The sequence below is a fragment of the Pseudomonas sp. HMSC063H08 genome, assembly GCF_001813645.1.
In the GTDB taxonomy this organism is placed as follows: domain Bacteria; phylum Pseudomonadota; class Gammaproteobacteria; order Pseudomonadales; family Pseudomonadaceae; genus Pseudomonas; species Pseudomonas aeruginosa.
Genome location: NZ_KV813540.1, coordinates 187972 through 204066 on the forward strand (window position 1 = coordinate 187972; position 16095 = coordinate 204066).

Sequence of the window (16095 nt, forward strand, 5' to 3'; positions counted from 1 at the left end):
CATGTCGACGGCAGTATTGAACAAGCATCTGGCCGACGCCCACGAAGTGGGCCACGACCACGATCATGCACACGATAGCGGCGGCAACACCGTATTCGGTTTCTGGCTCTACCTGATGACCGACTGCGTGCTGTTCGCCAGCGTCTTCGCCACCTACGCGGTGCTGGTTCACCACACCGCCGGCGGCCCCAGCGGCAAGGACATCTTCGAACTGCCCTACGTGCTGGTGGAAACCGCCATCCTGCTGGTTTCCAGCTGCACCTACGGCCTGGCCATGCTCTCTGCGCACAAGGGCGCCAAGGGCCAGGCGATCGCCTGGCTCGGGGTCACCTTCCTGCTCGGCGCCGCGTTCATTGGGATGGAGATCAACGAGTTCCACCACCTGATCGCCGAAGGTTTCGGCCCGAGCCGCAGCGCCTTCCTGTCGTCCTTCTTCACCCTGGTCGGCATGCACGGCCTGCACGTCAGCGCCGGTCTGCTGTGGATGCTGGTGCTGATGGCGCAGATCTGGACCCGCGGCCTCACCGCGCAGAACAACACCCGGATGATGTGCCTGAGCCTGTTCTGGCACTTCCTCGACATCGTCTGGATCTGCGTCTTCACCGTCGTCTACCTGATGGGGGCCCTGTAATGAGCAGCGCTGCACACGACAACCACGGCGCCGGCCACGGCAGCCTGGGTTCCTACGCGATCGGCTTCGTGCTCTCGGTGATCCTCACCGCGATCCCGTTCTACATGGTCATGGACGGCGGCTTCTCGCGCCACGCGACCATCCTCACCATGGTCGTCCTCGGCCTGGTGCAGGTGGTGGTGCACCTGATCTGCTTCCTGCACATGAACATGTCGTCGGAAGGGCGCTGGAACGTGATGGCGTTCATCTTCACGGTGATCGTCATCCTGCTGGTGGTCGGTCTCTCGCTGTGGATCATCTTCAGCGCCGACATGCTGATGATGCCGATGCCCTGAGGGCCATGACGTGAAGCTGAAACGCTATCTCCTGGTGGCCAAGCCGGGAATCATCTTCGGCAACCTGATCGCGGTGGCGGGGGGATACTTCCTCGCCGCCCGCGGCAGCGTCGAGCCGATGCTGTTGCTGGCCACGGTCATCGGCCTGTCGCTGGTGGTCGCCAGTGGGTGCGTGCTGAACAACTGCATCGACCGCGACATCGACCGGCACATGGAGCGGACCCGCGGGCGGGTCACCGTGACCGGGCAGATCTCGCTGAAGGCTGCCCTGGCCCACGGCCTGGTCCTCGGGGTCGCCGGCTTCGGCCTGCTGTGGTGGCGGACCAACCCGCTGACCACCGCGCTGGCCGGCTTCGGCTACTTCGTCTACGTCGGCCTGTACAGCCTGTGGTTCAAGCGTCGTTCGCAGTACGGCACGCTGGTCGGCAGCCTCTCCGGGGCGATGCCGCCGGTGGTCGGCTACTGCGCGGTGAGCGGCCAGTTCGACGCCGGCGCCGCCTCGCTGCTGGCGATCTTCTGCCTGTGGCAGATGCCGCACTCCTATGCCATCGCCATCTTCCGCCTGAAGGACTACGAGGCGGCCGGCATCCCGGTGCTGCCGGTGGCGCGCGGCATCGCGGTGACCAAGATCCACATCGTGCTCTACATCCTCGCTTTCATGGCGGCGACCCTCGCCTTGTGCCTGGGCGGCTACGCCGGCTACGGCTACCTGCTGGTGGCGGTGGCGGTGAGCCTGTGGTGGCTGGCCATCGCCCTGACCGGCTACTGGACCGCCGACGACCGGGTCTGGGCGCGCAAGCTGTTCGCCTTCTCCATCGTCGCCATCACCGCGCTGAGCGTGATGATGTCCATCGACTTCCAGGTGGCGCCCGCCACTCATCTGGTCGCCTCGCTGTTCTGAGGCGACACGCTTTAGGGAAAGCCCCGCCGGTCGATTGGCGGGGCTTTTTTTTGTCTGCGCGATGGCAGGGATGCGGTCGCCGTCTGGCAGAAGGGCCGCGCGGCGAGCCCTCTGTTCCGGGACTCTGCCGTTGGTTATCAGATTTTTCCGGGAGCTTTTTCGGAGCTGTCCGGCTTGTGGAAAAAACCCTCCATCAATCAAATGCCAATGATTCTCAATAACCAAGATGGAGTACTTCATGGATCGTCGCAACGAGCCGTCCCCCTTGCCCACCAAACGCCCGCTGGCGCCGCTGATGCTGTTGATGGCCGCCTGCTCCTCTCCGGCCCTGGCCGAGGACGCGGCGCGCAAGGACGATCCCCTGGAACTGGGAGACGACACGGTCACCGGCGAGCAGGCGTCGTCCAGGGTCGAACGCTCGGCCTCGGCCAAGTACGCCGTGCCGCTGCTGGATACCCCGCAGACCGTCACGGTGGTGCCGCAAAAGGTGATCCAGGAGCAGAACGCCCTGAGCCTGCGCCAGGTGCTGTCCAACGTCTCCGGCATCACCTTCAACGCCGGCGAAGGCGGCGGCGGTTCCGGCGACAGCATCAACATCCGCGGCTTCAGCGCCAACGCCAACATGCAGGTGGACGGGCTGCGCGACAGCGCCCAGACCAGCCGCAGCGACCTGTTCAACCTGGAGGCGGTGGAAGTGATCAAGGGACCGAACTCGGTGTTCGGCGGCGCCGGCACCAGCGGCGGCAGCATCAACATGGTCAGCAAGCAGCCCAAGGCCGAAGCCTTCACCCACCTGGGCGCCGGGCTGGGCACGGACCGCTACCGGCGCCTGACCCTGGACACCAACCAGCCGCTGGAAGGGCTCGGCGAGTCGACCGCCTTCCGCCTCAACCTCATGGCCCACCACAACGATGTCGCCGGGCGCGAACAGATCGACAAGCAGCGCTGGGGCATCGCGCCATCCCTGACCTTCGGCCTGGACACCCCGACCCGCCTGACCCTGAGCTACTTCCACCAACGCGACGACAACCTTCCCGACTATGGCGTGCCGGCGCTGAACGGGCGCAAGCTGGACGGCGTCAGCCGCCACGATTATTTCGGCTGGCGCAACCTGGACGAGGAGCGGATCGACAACGACGTCGCCACCCTCAAGCTCGAACACGATTTCAGCGACGACTTCCAGTTGCAGAACCTCATCCGCTATTCCCACCTGCATCGGGACACGGTGATCTCCGCCTCCCACGTCAACCAGAAGGGCCTGCCGCCGGGTCGCTACCTGCCGGCGGGACCGCAAGCCTATGGGCGCGATTCGAAGACGCGGATGTGGATCAACCAGACCAACCTCACCGGCCGCTTCGACACCTTCGGCCTGGCGCATACGCTGATCGGCGGCTTCGAGCTGTCCCGCGAGACCTACGACCGCACCACCTACTCCTACAACCTGGGCAAGTTCTACCCGGCCAACGGCTTCGACCTGCACAACCCGCCGGGCTACTGGAACGGCCCCACCGACAAGCGCGACAGCGCGCGCAACCGGACCGAACTGGAGGTCAAGGCGCTGTACGCCTTCGACACCATCGCCCTGGACGAGCGCTGGGACCTCAGCCTGGGCCTGCGCTACGACTGGATCGACGGCACCTCGCGGAGCACGCCCTCAGGCAAGCCGACGGTGCGCGCCGACAGTTCCGACGGCAAGCTGAGCACACGGGCGGGCCTGGTATTCAAGCCGCTGGAGAACGGGCGGGTGTACTTCTCCTACGGCACCTCCTTCAACCCCTCGGCGGAACACCTGGTCACCACCGGCTCGGGCGTGACCGAGGCGACCGGAGGCCTGGCGCCGGAGAAGAACAGTACCTACGAGCTGGGCGCCAAGTGGGAGTTCCTCGGACGGCGCCTGGAGCTGGACGCGGCGCTGTTCCAGGTGAAGAAGGAGGACGCTCGCGAACGCCTGGCCGACGGCAGCTACGTGCTTGCCGGCGAACAGCGCGTGCGTGGCCTGGAGCTGAGCGCCAGCGGCAAGCTGAACGAGCACTGGGACCTCTTCGCCACCTACACCTACCTCGACAGCGAAACCCTGAAATCCAGCAACCCGCAGCGTGAGGGACAGGCCCTGGGCAATACCCCGCCGCGCTCGTTGAGCCTCTGGAGCACCTACGAACTGCCCGAGGGCGTGACCCTGGGCTATGGCGCACGCTACGTCAGCCAGCGCAACGTCACCTCGGTGGACAACGGCAAGCTGGATGCCTACTGGGTGCACAACATGATGCTCGGCTACCAGGCGACGCGCGACCTGAAACTGCAACTCAACCTCGACAACCTGTTCGACAAGGCCTACGTCGAGCGGGTGCGCCAGGTGTACGGCAACCAGTCGCGCTCCTCGGCCATCGAGTATGGCGACGGTCGCACGGCGATTCTTTCGGCGATCTACGCGTTCTGACGGCAGGCAGGCCATGGAAGCCGGCGCCCACTGCCTGGGCGCCGGTTCTTCCCGGCGATTTCCTCTGAACTTTTTCACTGCGGCGCCTATCAACTCCTTTGCAAGTCATTTTTCAGGGAGCCTCTTCGATGGCACGCAAGAACGCAGTGAAAGACAACCTCGAGCAGATTCAGCACCAGAGCTACAGCGAGCTGCAGGAACTGCTCTCCGAAGCCAACAGCATGCTCGCCGACAGCGCCGCTTTCGCCGGCGACAAGGCCGACAGCGCCCGTGCGCGGATCGGCGCGCTGCTGGAGAAGGCCAACGATGCCCTCGGCAAGGGCGGTAGCGCCGTGGCCGAACGCAGCCGCCACGCGGTGGATGCGACGGAAAGCTATATCGGCGCCAATCCCTGGCAGACCGTGGCCATCACCACCGCGGTGGGCCTGCTCGCCGGCTTCCTGCTCGGGCGTCGCTCCTGAGCACGCGGTCGGTGCCGCACAACGGACTCGTTACCTTCGCTTGAAAAAAGGAATTGCCCATGCTTTCGATCAAGAAGAACCTCGGCCTCCTGGCCATGACCGCGGCCCTGGCGGCCTGCGCCTCCAATCCCAACGACCTGCCGGATTTCCCGGAGCATGAATACGCGGCGACCCAGCAGGTGGGAGAGGGCGTGATCAACGGCGACCTGTACCTGACCAGCGCGTCGGGTGCGATCCAGAAGGGGACCAACACCAAGGTCACCCTGGAGCCTGCGACCAGCTACATGAAGGCCTACTACGCGAAGTTCGGCAACCTCGATGCCGCCAAGCGCGATCCCGACGTGCAACCGCCGGTGCTCGACCCGCGACGCGCCACCTACGTGCGCGAGGCGACCACCGACCAGAACGGTCGCTTCGACTTCGACCACATCCCCAGCGGCACCTACTACATTTCCAGCGAGCTGACCTGGAGCGCCCAGAGCGATGGCAAGACCATCACCGAGGGCGGCACCGTCACCAAGCTGGTCACCGTGAGCGGCTCGCAGCCGCAGAAGGTGCTGCTGACCCGCTGACCTCCGGCGGTGTTCGGCCAAAACGGCAAGCCCCTGCCATCGCGGCAGGGGCTTTTTCCTGCCGGCGCGGCCGGACCGCTTGACAGCCAACGGGCCTGCGCCGTAGTTTCGATACCCATGACCTTCGCGACCCTGCTTACCCGCCGCAGCATTATTACCGCCATTCCAGCTATGGCGGGTTAGCCAGCGTCCACTCCGAACCCGCCCTCGAGGCGGGTTCTTCGTTCTGTCTCCTGGGCCAAAACCACCGAACCGGGAGAACAGCATGCAGCACCAGACCCTCCAGAACCTCGTTGGCCGGGCCGACGCCCTGATCAATGCCGGGCAGTTCGATGCCCTGATGGATTTCTACTGCGACGACGCCACCCTGGTGGTCAAGCCGGGCCTCAACGCCTGCGGCAAGGCGCAGATCCGCCAGGCGTTCGACGCCATCGCCCGGCACTTCGAGCACAGCCTGCGAGTGCGCCAGCACGACCTGCGGGTGATCGAGGCGGGAGATACGGCGCTGGTCATGGCCGAGGCGCTGATCGAGTCGAAGGCCGGACGCCTGCAACGTCGGGCCACCTACGTGTTCCGCCAGGAGGCCGATGGCCAGTGGCGCTGCGCGGTGGACAACTCCTACGGCACCGACCTGCTGGCCTCGGTGGCGGCGAGCGCGGAGGCCAGCCGATGAGCGCCTCGACCCTCAGCGCAAGCAAACCCCTGCTGGCCGGCTACGTGGAAAGCATCCTGGCCGCGCCGGTGTACGACGTCGCCGTGGAAACCCCCTTGCAGGTCGCGCCGCAGTTGTCCCAGCGCCTGGGCAACCGGGTGCTGCTCAAGCGCGAGGACCTGCAGCCGGTGTTCTCTTTCAAGATCCGCGGCGCCTATACCCGTGTCGCGCGCCTGAGCGACGAGCAGAAGGCCCGCGGGGTGATCACCGCCTCCGCCGGCAACCATGCCCAGGGCCTGGCCCTGGCGGCGCAGCGCCTGGGCGTGCGGGCGGTGATCGTGATGCCGCGCACCACTCCCGAACTCAAGGTCAAGGGCGTGCTGGCGCGCGGCGGCGAGGCGTTGCTGCACGGCGACGCCTTCCCCGATGCGCTGGCCCATGCCCTGCAACTGGCCGAGCGCGAAGGCATGACCTTCGTCCCACCCTACGACGATCCGGACGTGATCGCCGGACAGGGCACGGTGGCGATGGAGATCCTCCGCCAGCACAGCGGCCGCCTCGACGCGATCTTCGTGCCGGTCGGCGGCGGCAGCCTGATCGCCGGGATCGCCGCCTACGTCAAGCACCTGCGTCCGGATATCCGCGTGATCGGCGTCGAGCCGGAGGATTCCAACTGCCTGCAGGCAGCGCTGGCCGCCGGCGAGCGGGTGGTGCTGGGCCAGGTCGGGCTGTTTGCCGACGGGGTGGCGGTGGCGCAGATCGGCGCTTGCAACTTCGAGGTCTGCAAGGACCACGTCGACGAGGTGATCACCGTCGGCAGCGACGAAATCTGCGCGGCGATCAAGGACATCTACGACGACACCCGTTCGATCACCGAGCCGGCCGGCGCCCTGGCCGTAGCGGGAATCAAGAAGTACGTGGCCCGCGAACGCACCGAGGGGCAGACCCTGGTGGCCATCGACTCCGGTGCCAACATCAACTTCGACCGCCTGCGCCACGTTGCCGAGCGCGCCGAACTGGGCGAACAGCGCGAAGCGATCATCGCCGTCACCGTGGCCGAGCGGCCGGGCAGCTTCAAGGCCTTCTGCGCGGCGCTGGGCCGGCGCCAGATCACCGAGTTCAACTACCGCTACCACAGCGACCGCCAGGCCCACCTGTTCGTCGGCGTGCAGACCCATCCGCTCACCGACAGTCGCGCCGACCTGCTCGCCGGCCTGCGCGAGCAGGGCTTCCCGGTACTCGACCTGACCGACAACGAGATGGCCAAGCTGCACATCCGCCACATGGTCGGCGGCCACGGTACCGAGGTGCGCCGCGAGCGGCTGTTCCGCTTCGAGTTTCCCGAACGCCCCGGGGCCTTGCTGAACTTTCTCGACAAGCTCGGCTCGCGCTGGAACATCAGCCTGTTCCACTACCGCAACCACGGCGCCGCCGACGGTCGGGTGCTGGCCGGATTGCAGGTGCCGGACGAGGAGCGCGGCGAGCTGGAGGCGGCGTTGCAAGCCATCGGCTATCCGTACTGGGAGGAAACCCACAACCCGGCCTACCGGCTATTCGCCGGTTGAGCGGCGCTCCGCCAGCGGGACATGGCCCTGTCATGTCCCTCGGCTAGACTCCTGCCAGGGATATCCGCCCAGCGAGGGACATGGCCATGCGCAAGCGCAACCCCCGGCGGGCCACGCCGGAAGAACTGCGGGTCTGCTCGGTACTGAAGGAAAAGGGCACCCGCGAGGAACTCGCCCACCTCGCCGCCCGCGGTGAGTGGAGCAACGTGCCGGCGTACAACGCCAGCCGCGAGCAGATCGCCGACCACCTGGGCAAGAGCGTGTCGCCGGAATCCGACGCCTCGTTCTTCGACTCGCGGCGCTTCAGCGAGGCGATCGTTCTGCTCAAGAGCCGGCCGGTGCTGCTGGTGAAGAACGGTATCTTCGACGAAGCGCCGCTGGCCGGCCTGGAGCAGCGCCTGAAGAAGCATCGCGCCGCGCTGGCCACGCCGATCCGCTCGGTCGGCCGGCTGGAATTGATCGACCACGACAGCATGGACTGGTGCGGTACCGGCTGGCGCATCGAGGACGACCTGATCGTCACCAACCGGCATGTCGCCAGCCTGTTCGCCGAACGCCAGGGCAGCCTGTTCCGCTTCCGTCTCAACCAGGCCGGCAAGCAGGTGCGCACCCGCGTGGACTTCCGCGAGGAATACCGCCAGCCGGAAAGCGACGAGCATGTGATCGCGCGGGTCCTGTGGATCGCCCCGGACGTCTCCGAGGCGCCGGACATGGCGATCCTCCAGGTAGTGAAGGGCGACCTGCTGCCGCCGCCGCTGGTCCTCGCGCGCCAGGATGCCGAGCCGCGCCAGGCGGTGGCGGTGGTCGGCTATCCGGCGCGCGACAGCCGCAACGACGCCGGGGCGATGGAAGATATCTTCGGCAACATCTACGACGTCAAGCGTTTCGCTCCCGGCGAAGTCGTGGGATTGCCCCATGACGCCTGGTACCTGACCCACGACTGCTCGACCCTGGGCGGCAATTCCGGCTCGGCGGTGCTTTCGATCGACGGCGGCGAGGTGGTCGGCCTGCACTTCGGCGGCCAGTTCCGCAAGACCAACTATGCGGTGAAGGCCAGCGTGATCCGCAGCCTGCTGGCGCGTCGCGCCTGGGTGCCGGTGGCCGGGGCGGAGCTGAAGCGCGGCGTGCCGCGCTTCCAGGAAAAGCAGCGCAGCGTCGCCGACCTGGCCGAGCGCAAGGGTTTCGACGAGGCCTTCCTCGGGCCGAAGGCGGCCTTGCCCAAGCCGGGCAAGAGCCACCAGGTGCTGCCGGTGGGCAAGGGCACGCGCCTGGACTACCTGCATTTCTCGGTGGTGATGAGCGCCAGCCGGCGCTTGCCGATCCTCACCGCGGTGAATATCGATGGCGCGCTCAAGCGTTCGCTCAAGCGCAAGGATTCCTGGGGCTTCGACCCGCGCATCGAGGCAGCCGCGCAGGTCGGACACAAGGACTTCTACGGCCCGGCTTCGTTCGACAAGGGCCACATGGTGCGTCGCGAGGATCCCGGCTGGGGCGACAGCGATGCCATCGCCCGGCAGGCCGAGGACGACACCTTCGTCTACACCAACGCGGTGCCCCAGGTGGCGCAGCTCAACCAGCGCAGCTGGCTGTCGCTGGAGGACTACGTGCTGCAGAACGCCAGGAGCGAGGGCTTCCGCATCTCGGTGTTCACCGGCCCGGTGTTCCGCGACGACGATCCGCTCTACCAGGGCGTGCAGGTGCCGCTGGAGTTCTGGAAGGTGGTGGCGATGATCGACGCCGACAGCGGCGAACTGGGAGTGTCCGCCTACCTGCTGGGGCAGGAAGGGATGATGCCCAGCGAAGGCTTCCGCTACGGTGCGTTCAAGACCTACCAGGTGCCGTTGGCGAAGGTCGAGGCCAGCGCCGACCTGCGTTTCTCCAGCGCCCTGCGCAAGGCCGACGTGCTCGCCGGCACGCCGCTGGAGGAGGCGCTGGAAAGCGGACGCTTCATCGAGATCGACGGACCGGACGACCTTCTGCTGAGCCGGCCGGGGCCGGCCGGCAAGGGCCGCTGAGGTTCAGGCCGGCTGCCGCCACTCGCGTAGCAGTTCGATGAAGGCGCGCAGCTTGGCCGGTACGTGGCGGCGGTTCAGGTAATACAGCCACATCGGCGGCAGCGGCAGGCAACTGCCAGGCAGCACTTCCACCAGGCGCCCGGCGGCGAGGTCCGCGGCGACCCGCTCGCGGATGAATGCCTGGGCGATCCCGGCGCCGGCGCGGGCCGCCTCGATGATCGTCTCGGTGTCGGTGCTGACGAAGCGTGCCGGCAGGTCCACTTCCAGTTCCCGCCCGTCTTCCCGCAAGCGCCACTTGTGCAGGCGGCCGCTGCGCGGGAAACGGAAGCGCACGGCGGCATGCCCATCGAGGTCGGCGACGCTGGCCGGCGTACCGTACTCGGCGAGGTAGGCCGGAGTGGCCACCAGCAGGCACGCCAGCGGCGCTGTCAGTTGCACCCCGACCATGCCCGGCTGCAGGGCGTCGGCCAGGCGGATGCCGGCATCCAGCCGTTCCCTGACGATATCCACCAACTGGTCCTCGTAGCGGATCTCCAGTTGCACCTTCGGGTAGCGTCGCACGAACTCGTTGAGCATCGGTGCGATCACCAGGTTCTTCGCCAGGTGCAGGGCGCTGATGCGCAACTGCCCGGAGGGTTCCGCGAGGCTTTCGCCGAGCGCTTCGCGGGCGCGCACCAGATCGCGGTAGGGCTGTTCGGTCTGTTCGTGGTAGCGCTGCCCGGCCTCGCTCAGGCTGACCCCGCGGGTGGTGCGGTGGAACAGCTTGAGACGCAGCTCGGCTTCCAGTTGGTTGATCGCCTGGCTCACCGCCGCCGGTGTCACCCCGAGCAGGGCGGCGGCGCGGGTGAAGCTGCCGGTGTCGGCGACCTGCCTGAAGACGTGCAGGCCGGCGAGGGGATCGCGTCGATTCATTGTTAGAAAAACTTGAAAGTCTACGTAGGAGAAGGCCGGTTCTGTTAAAGCTTCGACCTTTCTAGACTGGCCCGCAAGCACTCCATGAGGACGCCGGCCATGTCTACCCACCTGTCTCTGCAACATGCCCAACGCTGCATCGCGGCGGCCATTGCCGAAGCGCGGCGGCAGCGCCTGGCGGTCTGCGTCGCGGTGGTCGACGCTCATGCCAACCTGCTGGCGTTCGTACGGATGGACGACAGCGTTCCCGGTGCCATCGACCTGGCCCAGCGCAAGGCGCGCAGCGCCGCGCTATTCCGCCTGCCCAGCGGCGAGCTGGGCCGACTCGCCGGGCCGGGCCAGCCGTTGTGGAGCATCGAGCAGAGCAACGGCGGGCTGGCCTGCTTCGCCGGCGGCATGCCGCTGGGCGATGCCGGCGGTTCCTGCCTGGGTGGCGTCGGCGTCTCCGGCGCCAGCGCGGCCCAGGACCAATCCATCGCCGAGGCCGCCGTGGCCATGGCAACAATCCAGAGGTAATCGAGATGAAACAGAAGCGAATCCTGGTGACCGGGGCCGGCAGCGGCTTCGGTCGGGAAGTGGCGTTGCGCCTGGCCGCCCGCGGCCATCGGACGATCGCCGGCGTGCGCGGCGCCGGGCAGGCCGCCGACCTGCGCGAAGAGGCCGGGCGGCGTGGCGTCCCGCTGCGGGTGGAAACCCTCGACATCACCGTCGCCGCCGATCGCGAACGCGCCTGGGAATGGGATATCGACGTGCTGCTGAACAACGCCGGCAGCGCCGAGGCCGGGGCCAGCGCGGAGATCCCGCTGGAACTGGTGCGCGCGCTGTTCGAGACCAACGTGTTCGCCAACCTGGAACTGACCCAGGGTTTCGTCCGGCGCATGGTCGAGCAGAAGCGTGGCGGCAAGGTGCTCTTCGTGTCGTCCATCGCCGGCCTGATCACCGGTCCCTATACCGGCCCCTACTGCGCCTCCAAGCATGCCCTGGAGGCCTTCGCCGAGGCCCTGCATGCCGAGCTGAAGCCGTTCGGCATCCAGGTCGGCACCATCAATCCCGGCCCGTACCAGACCGGTTTCAACGATCGCATGATGGAAACCTGGAAACGCTGGTACGACCCGCAGCGCCACTTCACCGACCACAGCGGCGTGCGCTTTCCCTTCGAGCAGTACGATCCGGAGGAAATGATCGCGCGGATGGTCGAGTTGGCCGAGGCTGACGAAGGCCCGTTCCGCACCCTGTTGCCGGAAGCTTTCGTCGAGGTGGTCAAGGACGAGCAGGCACAGGCCTGGCAGCGCCGCCTGTAGCGGTCTGCCGCTGCGCCGGGGAGGGCGGCGGCCGGATCGGCGGCCGCCGTTTCGCTCAGCCCCTGCGCAGCAGGACCCGGGTCACCCGGCGTTCTTCCACTTCCACCACCCGCAGTTCCCAGTCCTGCCACTGCAGGCGGTCGCCGATCACCGGCAGGCGGTCGAGCAGGCTCATCACCAGCCCGGCGAGGGTCTGGTAGTCCTCCGTGGCGCGCGCGTCGAACCCCACGCGTCGACGCACCTGGCTGAGGTTCATGGCACCGCTGACCAGGTAGCCGTCGTTCTCCTCGACCACGTCCGGACCGTCGATCTCGCTGGCGTCGGGTAGCTCGCCGGCGATGGATTCGAGAATGTCGGTCAGGGTCAGCAGGCCGATGAATTCGCCGAACTCGTTGACCACGAAGGCCACGTGGGTCGAGGCCTCGCGCATCTGCTCCAGGGCGTTGAGGATCGAGCAGTCCTGCAACAGGTTGAGCGGCTGGCGGGCCAGGCTTTCCAGGTCCGGCTGGGCGCCGGCGAGCAGCTCCTTGAGCAGTTCCTTCTTGTGCACGTAGCCCAGCGGCTCCTCGACGCGCCCGTCACGCACCAGCGGCAGGCGCGAGTAGGACGATTCGAGCAGCGCCGCGCGGATCGCCTCGCGGCCGCTGTCGAGGTCGATGCAGTCGACCTCGGCGCGTACCGTCATCAGGCTGCGGATGGGCTTCTCGGCCAATTGCAGCACGCCGCTGATCATCACCCGCTCGCGGCGGTCGAAGACCACCTGGTCGTCGCCTTCCTCGAACAGGTCGGCGACCTCCTCGCCGATCTCGTCGGCCTCCAGGCGCTGGCCGCCGAGCAGGCGCAGCACCGCATGGGCGGTACGCGCGCGCAGCGGGCGGTGGCCCTGCAGGCTCTTCTTGCGGCGCTTGCGGGCGACCTGGTTGAACACCTCGATGAGGATCGAGAAGCCGATGGCCGCGTACAGGTAGCCTTTCGGGATATGGAAGCCCAGGCCCTCGGCAGTCAGGCTGAAGCCGATCATCATCAGGAAGCCCAGGCACAGCATGATCACCGTCGGGTGACGATTGACGAAGCGGGTCAGCGGCTTGCTGGCGACGATCATCAGGCCGATGGAGACGATCACCGCGATCATCATCACTTCCAGGTGCTCGACCATGCCCACCGCGGTGATCACCGCGTCGAGCGAGAACACCGCGTCGAGCACCACGATCTGCGCGACGATCGGCCAGAACAGCGCGTAGGTCTTGTTGCCGGCGTGCTGGGCGACATGGCCTTCGAGGCGTTCGTGCAGCTCCATGGTGGCCTTGAACAGCAGGAACACGCCACCGAACAGCATGATCAGGTCGCGGCCGGAGAAGCTCTTGCCGAATACCTCGAACAGCGGCTCGGTGAGGGTCACCATCCACGAGATGCTCGCCAGCAGGCCCAGGCGCATCAGCAGCGCCAGCGACAGGCCGAGGACCCGGGCGCGGTCGCGCAGGTGCGGCGGCAGCTTGTCGGCGAGGATCGCGATGAACACCAGGTTGTCGATGCCGAGGACGATCTCCAGCACGATCAGGGTCGCCAGGCCGAGCCAGGCAGTCGGGTCAGCTATCCATTCCATGTGCGCTTACCTCCCGGTCCGGCTGGCCGTCGCGCTGGCGCGACGCTGCACGGCGCGGCTGCGGCAGCCGGCGGTGACGGCGGGGGACGAGGCGAGGGATTCGGCGTCGAGGGGCGGACGCAGGTGGCGAAGGCGAAGCGGGGAGGGTTGTCCGGAAGGACGACTGGGGGGCTCCGAAAGGGTGGTCATGATGGCCATTGAGAGTCAAAGGGAAGTCGATCCTACTGTGTCGCGGGCCCTCGCCACAGCGGGAAACTATTACAAAACCTTAGGCGAAACCCCTGCCGGCGCTAGACTGGGCGGAACCCCGCCACTGCGAGCAGACATGAGCACCGAGGATTTCGACGCGATCACCGCCACCACCCTGGCTGACTATCAGCGCAACGCCGAAGGCTTCCGCGAGGGCACCCGCGGCCACGACGTGAGCCAGAACGTCGAGGCGCTGCTGCGCCATATCGACGGGCCGCCGCCGTACCGGATCCTCGATTTCGGCTGCGGTCCCGGGCGCGACCTGTCCACCTTCCGCCGCCTCGGCCACCAGCCGGTCGGGCTCGAAGGCACGCCGCGCTTCGTCGAGATGGCCAGGGCCGACAGCGGTTGCGAGGTATGGCAACAGAATTTCCTGGCGCTGCGACTGCCGGCTGGGCACTTCGACGGCATCTTCGCCAACGCCAGCCTGTTCCATGTGCCCGGCAGCGCCTTGCCGCGGGTGCTCGGCGAACTCTTCGAAGCGCTGCGGCCGGGCGGCGTGCTGTTCAGCTCCAACCCGCGCGGCGACAACCGCGAGGGCTGGAATGGCCAACGCTACGGTGCCTACCACGATTACCCGGCCTGGAAACGCCTGCTGGAGGAAGCCGGTTTCGTCGAGCTGGAGCACTACTACCGGCCGCCGGGCCTGCCGCGCGAGCAGCAGCCCTGGCTGGCGAGCGTCTGGCGGCGCCCCGTCTGAAGGCGCTAGAGGGTCTGCCGGTGCGGCGTGCCGAGCACGCTGCGGTACTGGTCGAGGCGCTTCGGCGAGAGGTCGCTGCGTTCCTGGCTGTCGAGGGCGTAGGACTTGATTTCGGCGTCGCTGTAGGGGCGTTCGACGCTGCGCGGCGGGTTGGCGCAACCGGCCAGGACGACCAGGCTGGCGGCCAGGGAGACGATCAGGGACTTGCTCATGGCGGATTCCTCGAAATGTTCCTCGATGCTATCGGTGGTCCCCCCTGTCCAGGAAATCAGGCCTATTAATAATGAATATCTGGCGAATTGAGTCTAGGTCTCGCCAGCCGTGGGTTCTAGTCGACCAAAGGCGAGGTTGTGGCGGCATGTTTCGCCAACCGGCCGCGCGCTCGCGGTCCGGTCGGCTAGGGGTTTCAACCGGCCGCCTGCGGCAGGCTCGGGTAGTCGGTGTAGCCGGCGGCGCCGCCACCGAAGTAGGTCGAGCGGTCGCCGTCGGCCAGCGCCAGGTCGTGCTCCAGGCGGTAGGGCAGGTCAGGGTTGGCGATGAACGGCCGGCCGAAGCCGATCAGGTCGGCCCAGCCCCTGGCCAGGGCTTCCTCGGCGCGCGCCTTGGTGTACATGCCGGAGTAGATCAGGCTGCCACGGTAGACGATGCGCAACGCTTCCTTGAACGCCGCCGGCATGGCCGGGGCGTCTTCCCAGTCGGCCTCGGCGATGTGGATGTAGGCCACGCCGATCTCGTCCAGTAGCCGCGCCGCGGCCAGGTAGGTGGCTTGCGGGGTGTCGTCGACCGCGCCCTGCAGGGTGGTCAGCGGCGCCAGGCGCACGCCGATGCGCTCCCTGCCGACCACCGCGGTGACCGCCTCGGCGACTTCGCGGAGGAAGCGCAGGCGGTTCTCCAGCGAGCCGCCGTATTGGTCGTTGCGCGCATTGGCCTGGGAGTCGATGAACTGGTTGATCAGGTAGCCGTTGGCGCCGTGCAGCTCGACCCCGTCGAAGCCGGCGTCGAGGGCGTTGCGTGCGGCCTGGGCATAGTCGGCGACGATCTCCCGGATTTCCTCCACGGCCAGCGCGCGCGGCGCCGAGTGCTGGACCATCTCGCCGCCGCCGGCCTGCGCTCCGCGGCCTTGGGGATCGACGAAGACCTTCACGCCTTCGGCCACCAGCGCCGAGGAGGACACCGGGGCGGCGTTGCCCGGTTGCAGCGAGGTGTGCGAGACCCTGCCGACGTGCCAGAGCTGGGCGAAGATGCGCCCGCCGGCGGCGTGCACCGCGTCGGTGACCTGGCGCCAGCCGGCGACCTGCTCGGCGCTGTGGATGCCCGGTGTCCAGGCGTAGCCCTGGCCCTGCCGGCTGATCTGGGTGCCTTCGGAAACGATCAGGCCGGCGCCGGCGCGCTGGCTGTAGTACTCGGCCATCAGCGCGGTGGCGACTTCGTCACTGGCGGCTCGGGAACGGGTCATCGGCGGCATGACGATGCGATTGGGGAGGGTCAGGTGGCCAAGGGCATAGGGGCTGAACAGCATGATGGCGATCTCGCTCGTGAGGCCGGCCGTGGCGCGGCGCGCTGGAAGAAGGTGAGCGCATTATTGGCGGAACGATTCGTGCGAAAAACCGCTGCCGGGGAAAATGACACTTGAGTTAAATTCATGAATGCCCGGATAGCGCGTTCCCGACACCGGCGGGTAGGGCGCACCGAGGGAGGAGGAATGGCCTATGACGCGCTGCGTCAGGCGGGTAGGGCGAATAACGCCCCCGGCGTTATCCG

17 protein-coding genes are annotated in these 16095 nt (G+C 67.3%); 12 read left to right on the forward strand and 5 right to left on the reverse strand.

Going from position 1 to position 16095, the window contains the following annotated elements; translation table 11 throughout:
* The first annotated feature begins 1 nt into the window (after window position 1).
* The 9 genes from cyoC (at window position 2) to HMPREF2924_RS23355 (ending at window position 9569) form a co-directional block, all read left to right on the forward strand.
* A complete protein-coding gene (gene cyoC, locus HMPREF2924_RS23315; RefSeq protein ID WP_003086858.1) occupies window positions 2-631 on the forward strand; it encodes a cytochrome o ubiquinol oxidase subunit III in 630 nt (209 codons plus the stop codon).
* Complete coding sequence (cyoD, locus tag HMPREF2924_RS23320) at window positions 631-966, forward strand: cytochrome o ubiquinol oxidase subunit IV (protein WP_003109258.1); 336 nt, start codon at window positions 631-633, stop codon at window positions 964-966. The genes cyoC and cyoD overlap by 1 nt, the downstream gene beginning before the upstream one ends.
* Window positions 967-976: 10 nt before the next feature.
* Entirely contained in the window at window positions 977-1867 is an 891-nt protein-coding gene (gene cyoE / locus HMPREF2924_RS23325) for a heme o synthase (RefSeq protein WP_003082726.1), read from the forward strand.
* A gap of 238 nt (window positions 1868-2105) precedes the next feature.
* The gene (locus HMPREF2924_RS23330) at window positions 2106-4304 is read left to right on the forward strand and encodes a TonB-dependent receptor (RefSeq protein WP_023124742.1); all 2199 of its coding nucleotides are present in this window, start codon (window positions 2106-2108) and stop codon (window positions 4302-4304) included.
* 128 nt (window positions 4305-4432) lie between these two features.
* On the forward strand, window positions 4433-4765 hold the full coding sequence (locus tag HMPREF2924_RS23335) for an ElaB/YgaM/YqjD family protein (RefSeq protein ID WP_003082731.1): 333 nt from the start codon (window positions 4433-4435) through the stop codon (window positions 4763-4765).
* 59 nt (window positions 4766-4824) lie between these two features.
* On the forward strand, window positions 4825-5337 hold the full coding sequence (locus tag HMPREF2924_RS23340; protein WP_003133424.1) for a hypothetical protein: 513 nt from the start codon (window positions 4825-4827) through the stop codon (window positions 5335-5337).
* Window positions 5338-5602: 265 nt separating this feature from the next.
* On the forward strand, window positions 5603-6010 hold the full coding sequence (locus HMPREF2924_RS23345; RefSeq protein WP_003133421.1) for a YybH family protein: 408 nt from the start codon (window positions 5603-5605) through the stop codon (window positions 6008-6010).
* Entirely contained in the window at window positions 6007-7554 is a 1548-nt protein-coding gene (gene ilvA / locus HMPREF2924_RS23350) for a threonine ammonia-lyase, biosynthetic (RefSeq protein ID WP_003082739.1), read from the forward strand. The genes HMPREF2924_RS23345 and ilvA overlap by 4 nt, the downstream gene beginning before the upstream one ends.
* A gap of 86 nt (window positions 7555-7640) precedes the next feature.
* A complete protein-coding gene (locus HMPREF2924_RS23355) occupies window positions 7641-9569 on the forward strand; it encodes a DNA/RNA non-specific endonuclease (protein WP_003133419.1) in 1929 nt (642 codons plus the stop codon).
* A gap of 3 nt (window positions 9570-9572) precedes the next feature.
* On the opposite strand, the gene HMPREF2924_RS23360 is transcribed toward HMPREF2924_RS23355, so the two are convergent.
* Window positions 9573-10481: a LysR family transcriptional regulator gene (locus HMPREF2924_RS23360; RefSeq protein ID WP_003082741.1), complete on the reverse strand. Its 909-nt coding sequence runs from the start codon at window positions 10479-10481 to the stop codon at window positions 9573-9575.
* Window positions 10482-10565: 84 nt separating this feature from the next.
* Between HMPREF2924_RS23360 and HMPREF2924_RS23365 the strand changes: the two genes are divergently transcribed.
* Both HMPREF2924_RS23365 and HMPREF2924_RS23370 read left to right on the forward strand, forming a co-directional pair.
* Complete coding sequence (locus HMPREF2924_RS23365; protein WP_003133416.1) at window positions 10566-10997, forward strand: GlcG/HbpS family heme-binding protein; 432 nt, start codon at window positions 10566-10568, stop codon at window positions 10995-10997.
* A gap of 5 nt (window positions 10998-11002) precedes the next feature.
* Entirely contained in the window at window positions 11003-11782 is a 780-nt protein-coding gene (locus HMPREF2924_RS23370) for an SDR family oxidoreductase (protein ID WP_003109252.1), read from the forward strand.
* 55 nt (window positions 11783-11837) lie between these two features.
* Here HMPREF2924_RS23370 and HMPREF2924_RS23375 read toward each other — a convergent pair whose 3' ends face one another.
* Window positions 11838-13385, reverse strand: coding sequence for a TerC family protein (locus HMPREF2924_RS23375; RefSeq protein WP_022580679.1), 1548 nt, complete (start codon window positions 13383-13385; stop codon window positions 11838-11840).
* Between the two features lie 325 nt (window positions 13386-13710).
* On the opposite strand from HMPREF2924_RS23375, the gene HMPREF2924_RS23380 reads away from it, so the two are divergent.
* Window positions 13711-14334, forward strand: a complete 624-nt coding sequence (locus HMPREF2924_RS23380; RefSeq protein ID WP_023083049.1) for a class I SAM-dependent DNA methyltransferase — start codon at window positions 13711-13713, stop codon at window positions 14332-14334.
* Between the two features lie 5 nt (window positions 14335-14339).
* On the opposite strand, the gene HMPREF2924_RS23385 is transcribed toward HMPREF2924_RS23380, so the two are convergent.
* The 3 genes from HMPREF2924_RS23385 to HMPREF2924_RS36240 all read right to left on the reverse strand — a co-directional run.
* The gene (locus tag HMPREF2924_RS23385; RefSeq protein WP_003133403.1) at window positions 14340-14546 is read right to left on the reverse strand and encodes a hypothetical protein; all 207 of its coding nucleotides are present in this window, start codon (window positions 14544-14546) and stop codon (window positions 14340-14342) included.
* Between the two features lie 194 nt (window positions 14547-14740).
* Entirely contained in the window at window positions 14741-15853 is a 1113-nt protein-coding gene (locus HMPREF2924_RS23390) for an alkene reductase (RefSeq protein ID WP_003133401.1), read from the reverse strand.
* 60 nt (window positions 15854-15913) lie between these two features.
* The coding region (locus HMPREF2924_RS36240) for a hypothetical protein (RefSeq protein ID WP_080984597.1) at window positions 15914-16095 on the reverse strand (182 nt) is incomplete at its 5' end.

Coding starts and splice junctions, on each gene's coding strand:
- HMPREF2924_RS23385 (WP_003133403.1), bottom strand. CDS start 14,546: ATGAGCAAGTCCCTGATCGTCTCCCTGGCCGCCAGCCTGGTCGTCCTG.
- ilvA (WP_003082739.1), top strand. CDS start 6,007: ATGAGCGCCTCGACCCTCAGCGCAAGCAAACCCCTGCTGGCCGGCTAC.
- HMPREF2924_RS23380 (WP_023083049.1), top strand. CDS start 13,711: ATGAGCACCGAGGATTTCGACGCGATCACCGCCACCACCCTGGCTGAC.
- HMPREF2924_RS23360 (WP_003082741.1), bottom strand. CDS start 10,481: ATGAATCGACGCGATCCCCTCGCCGGCCTGCACGTCTTCAGGCAGGTC.
- HMPREF2924_RS23355 (WP_003133419.1), top strand. CDS start 7,641: ATGCGCAAGCGCAACCCCCGGCGGGCCACGCCGGAAGAACTGCGGGTC.
- HMPREF2924_RS23345 (WP_003133421.1), top strand. CDS start 5,603: ATGCAGCACCAGACCCTCCAGAACCTCGTTGGCCGGGCCGACGCCCTG.
- cyoC (WP_003086858.1), top strand. CDS start 2: ATGTCGACGGCAGTATTGAACAAGCATCTGGCCGACGCCCACGAAGTG.
- cyoD (WP_003109258.1), top strand. CDS start 631: ATGAGCAGCGCTGCACACGACAACCACGGCGCCGGCCACGGCAGCCTG.
- HMPREF2924_RS23330 (WP_023124742.1), top strand. CDS start 2,106: ATGGATCGTCGCAACGAGCCGTCCCCCTTGCCCACCAAACGCCCGCTG.
- HMPREF2924_RS23365 (WP_003133416.1), top strand. CDS start 10,566: ATGAGGACGCCGGCCATGTCTACCCACCTGTCTCTGCAACATGCCCAA.
- HMPREF2924_RS23390 (WP_003133401.1), bottom strand. CDS start 15,853: ATGCTGTTCAGCCCCTATGCCCTTGGCCACCTGACCCTCCCCAATCGC.
- HMPREF2924_RS23370 (WP_003109252.1), top strand. CDS start 11,003: ATGAAACAGAAGCGAATCCTGGTGACCGGGGCCGGCAGCGGCTTCGGT.
- HMPREF2924_RS23375 (WP_022580679.1), bottom strand. CDS start 13,385: ATGGAATGGATAGCTGACCCGACTGCCTGGCTCGGCCTGGCGACCCTG.
- HMPREF2924_RS23335 (WP_003082731.1), top strand. CDS start 4,433: ATGGCACGCAAGAACGCAGTGAAAGACAACCTCGAGCAGATTCAGCAC.
- HMPREF2924_RS23340 (WP_003133424.1), top strand. CDS start 4,825: ATGCTTTCGATCAAGAAGAACCTCGGCCTCCTGGCCATGACCGCGGCC.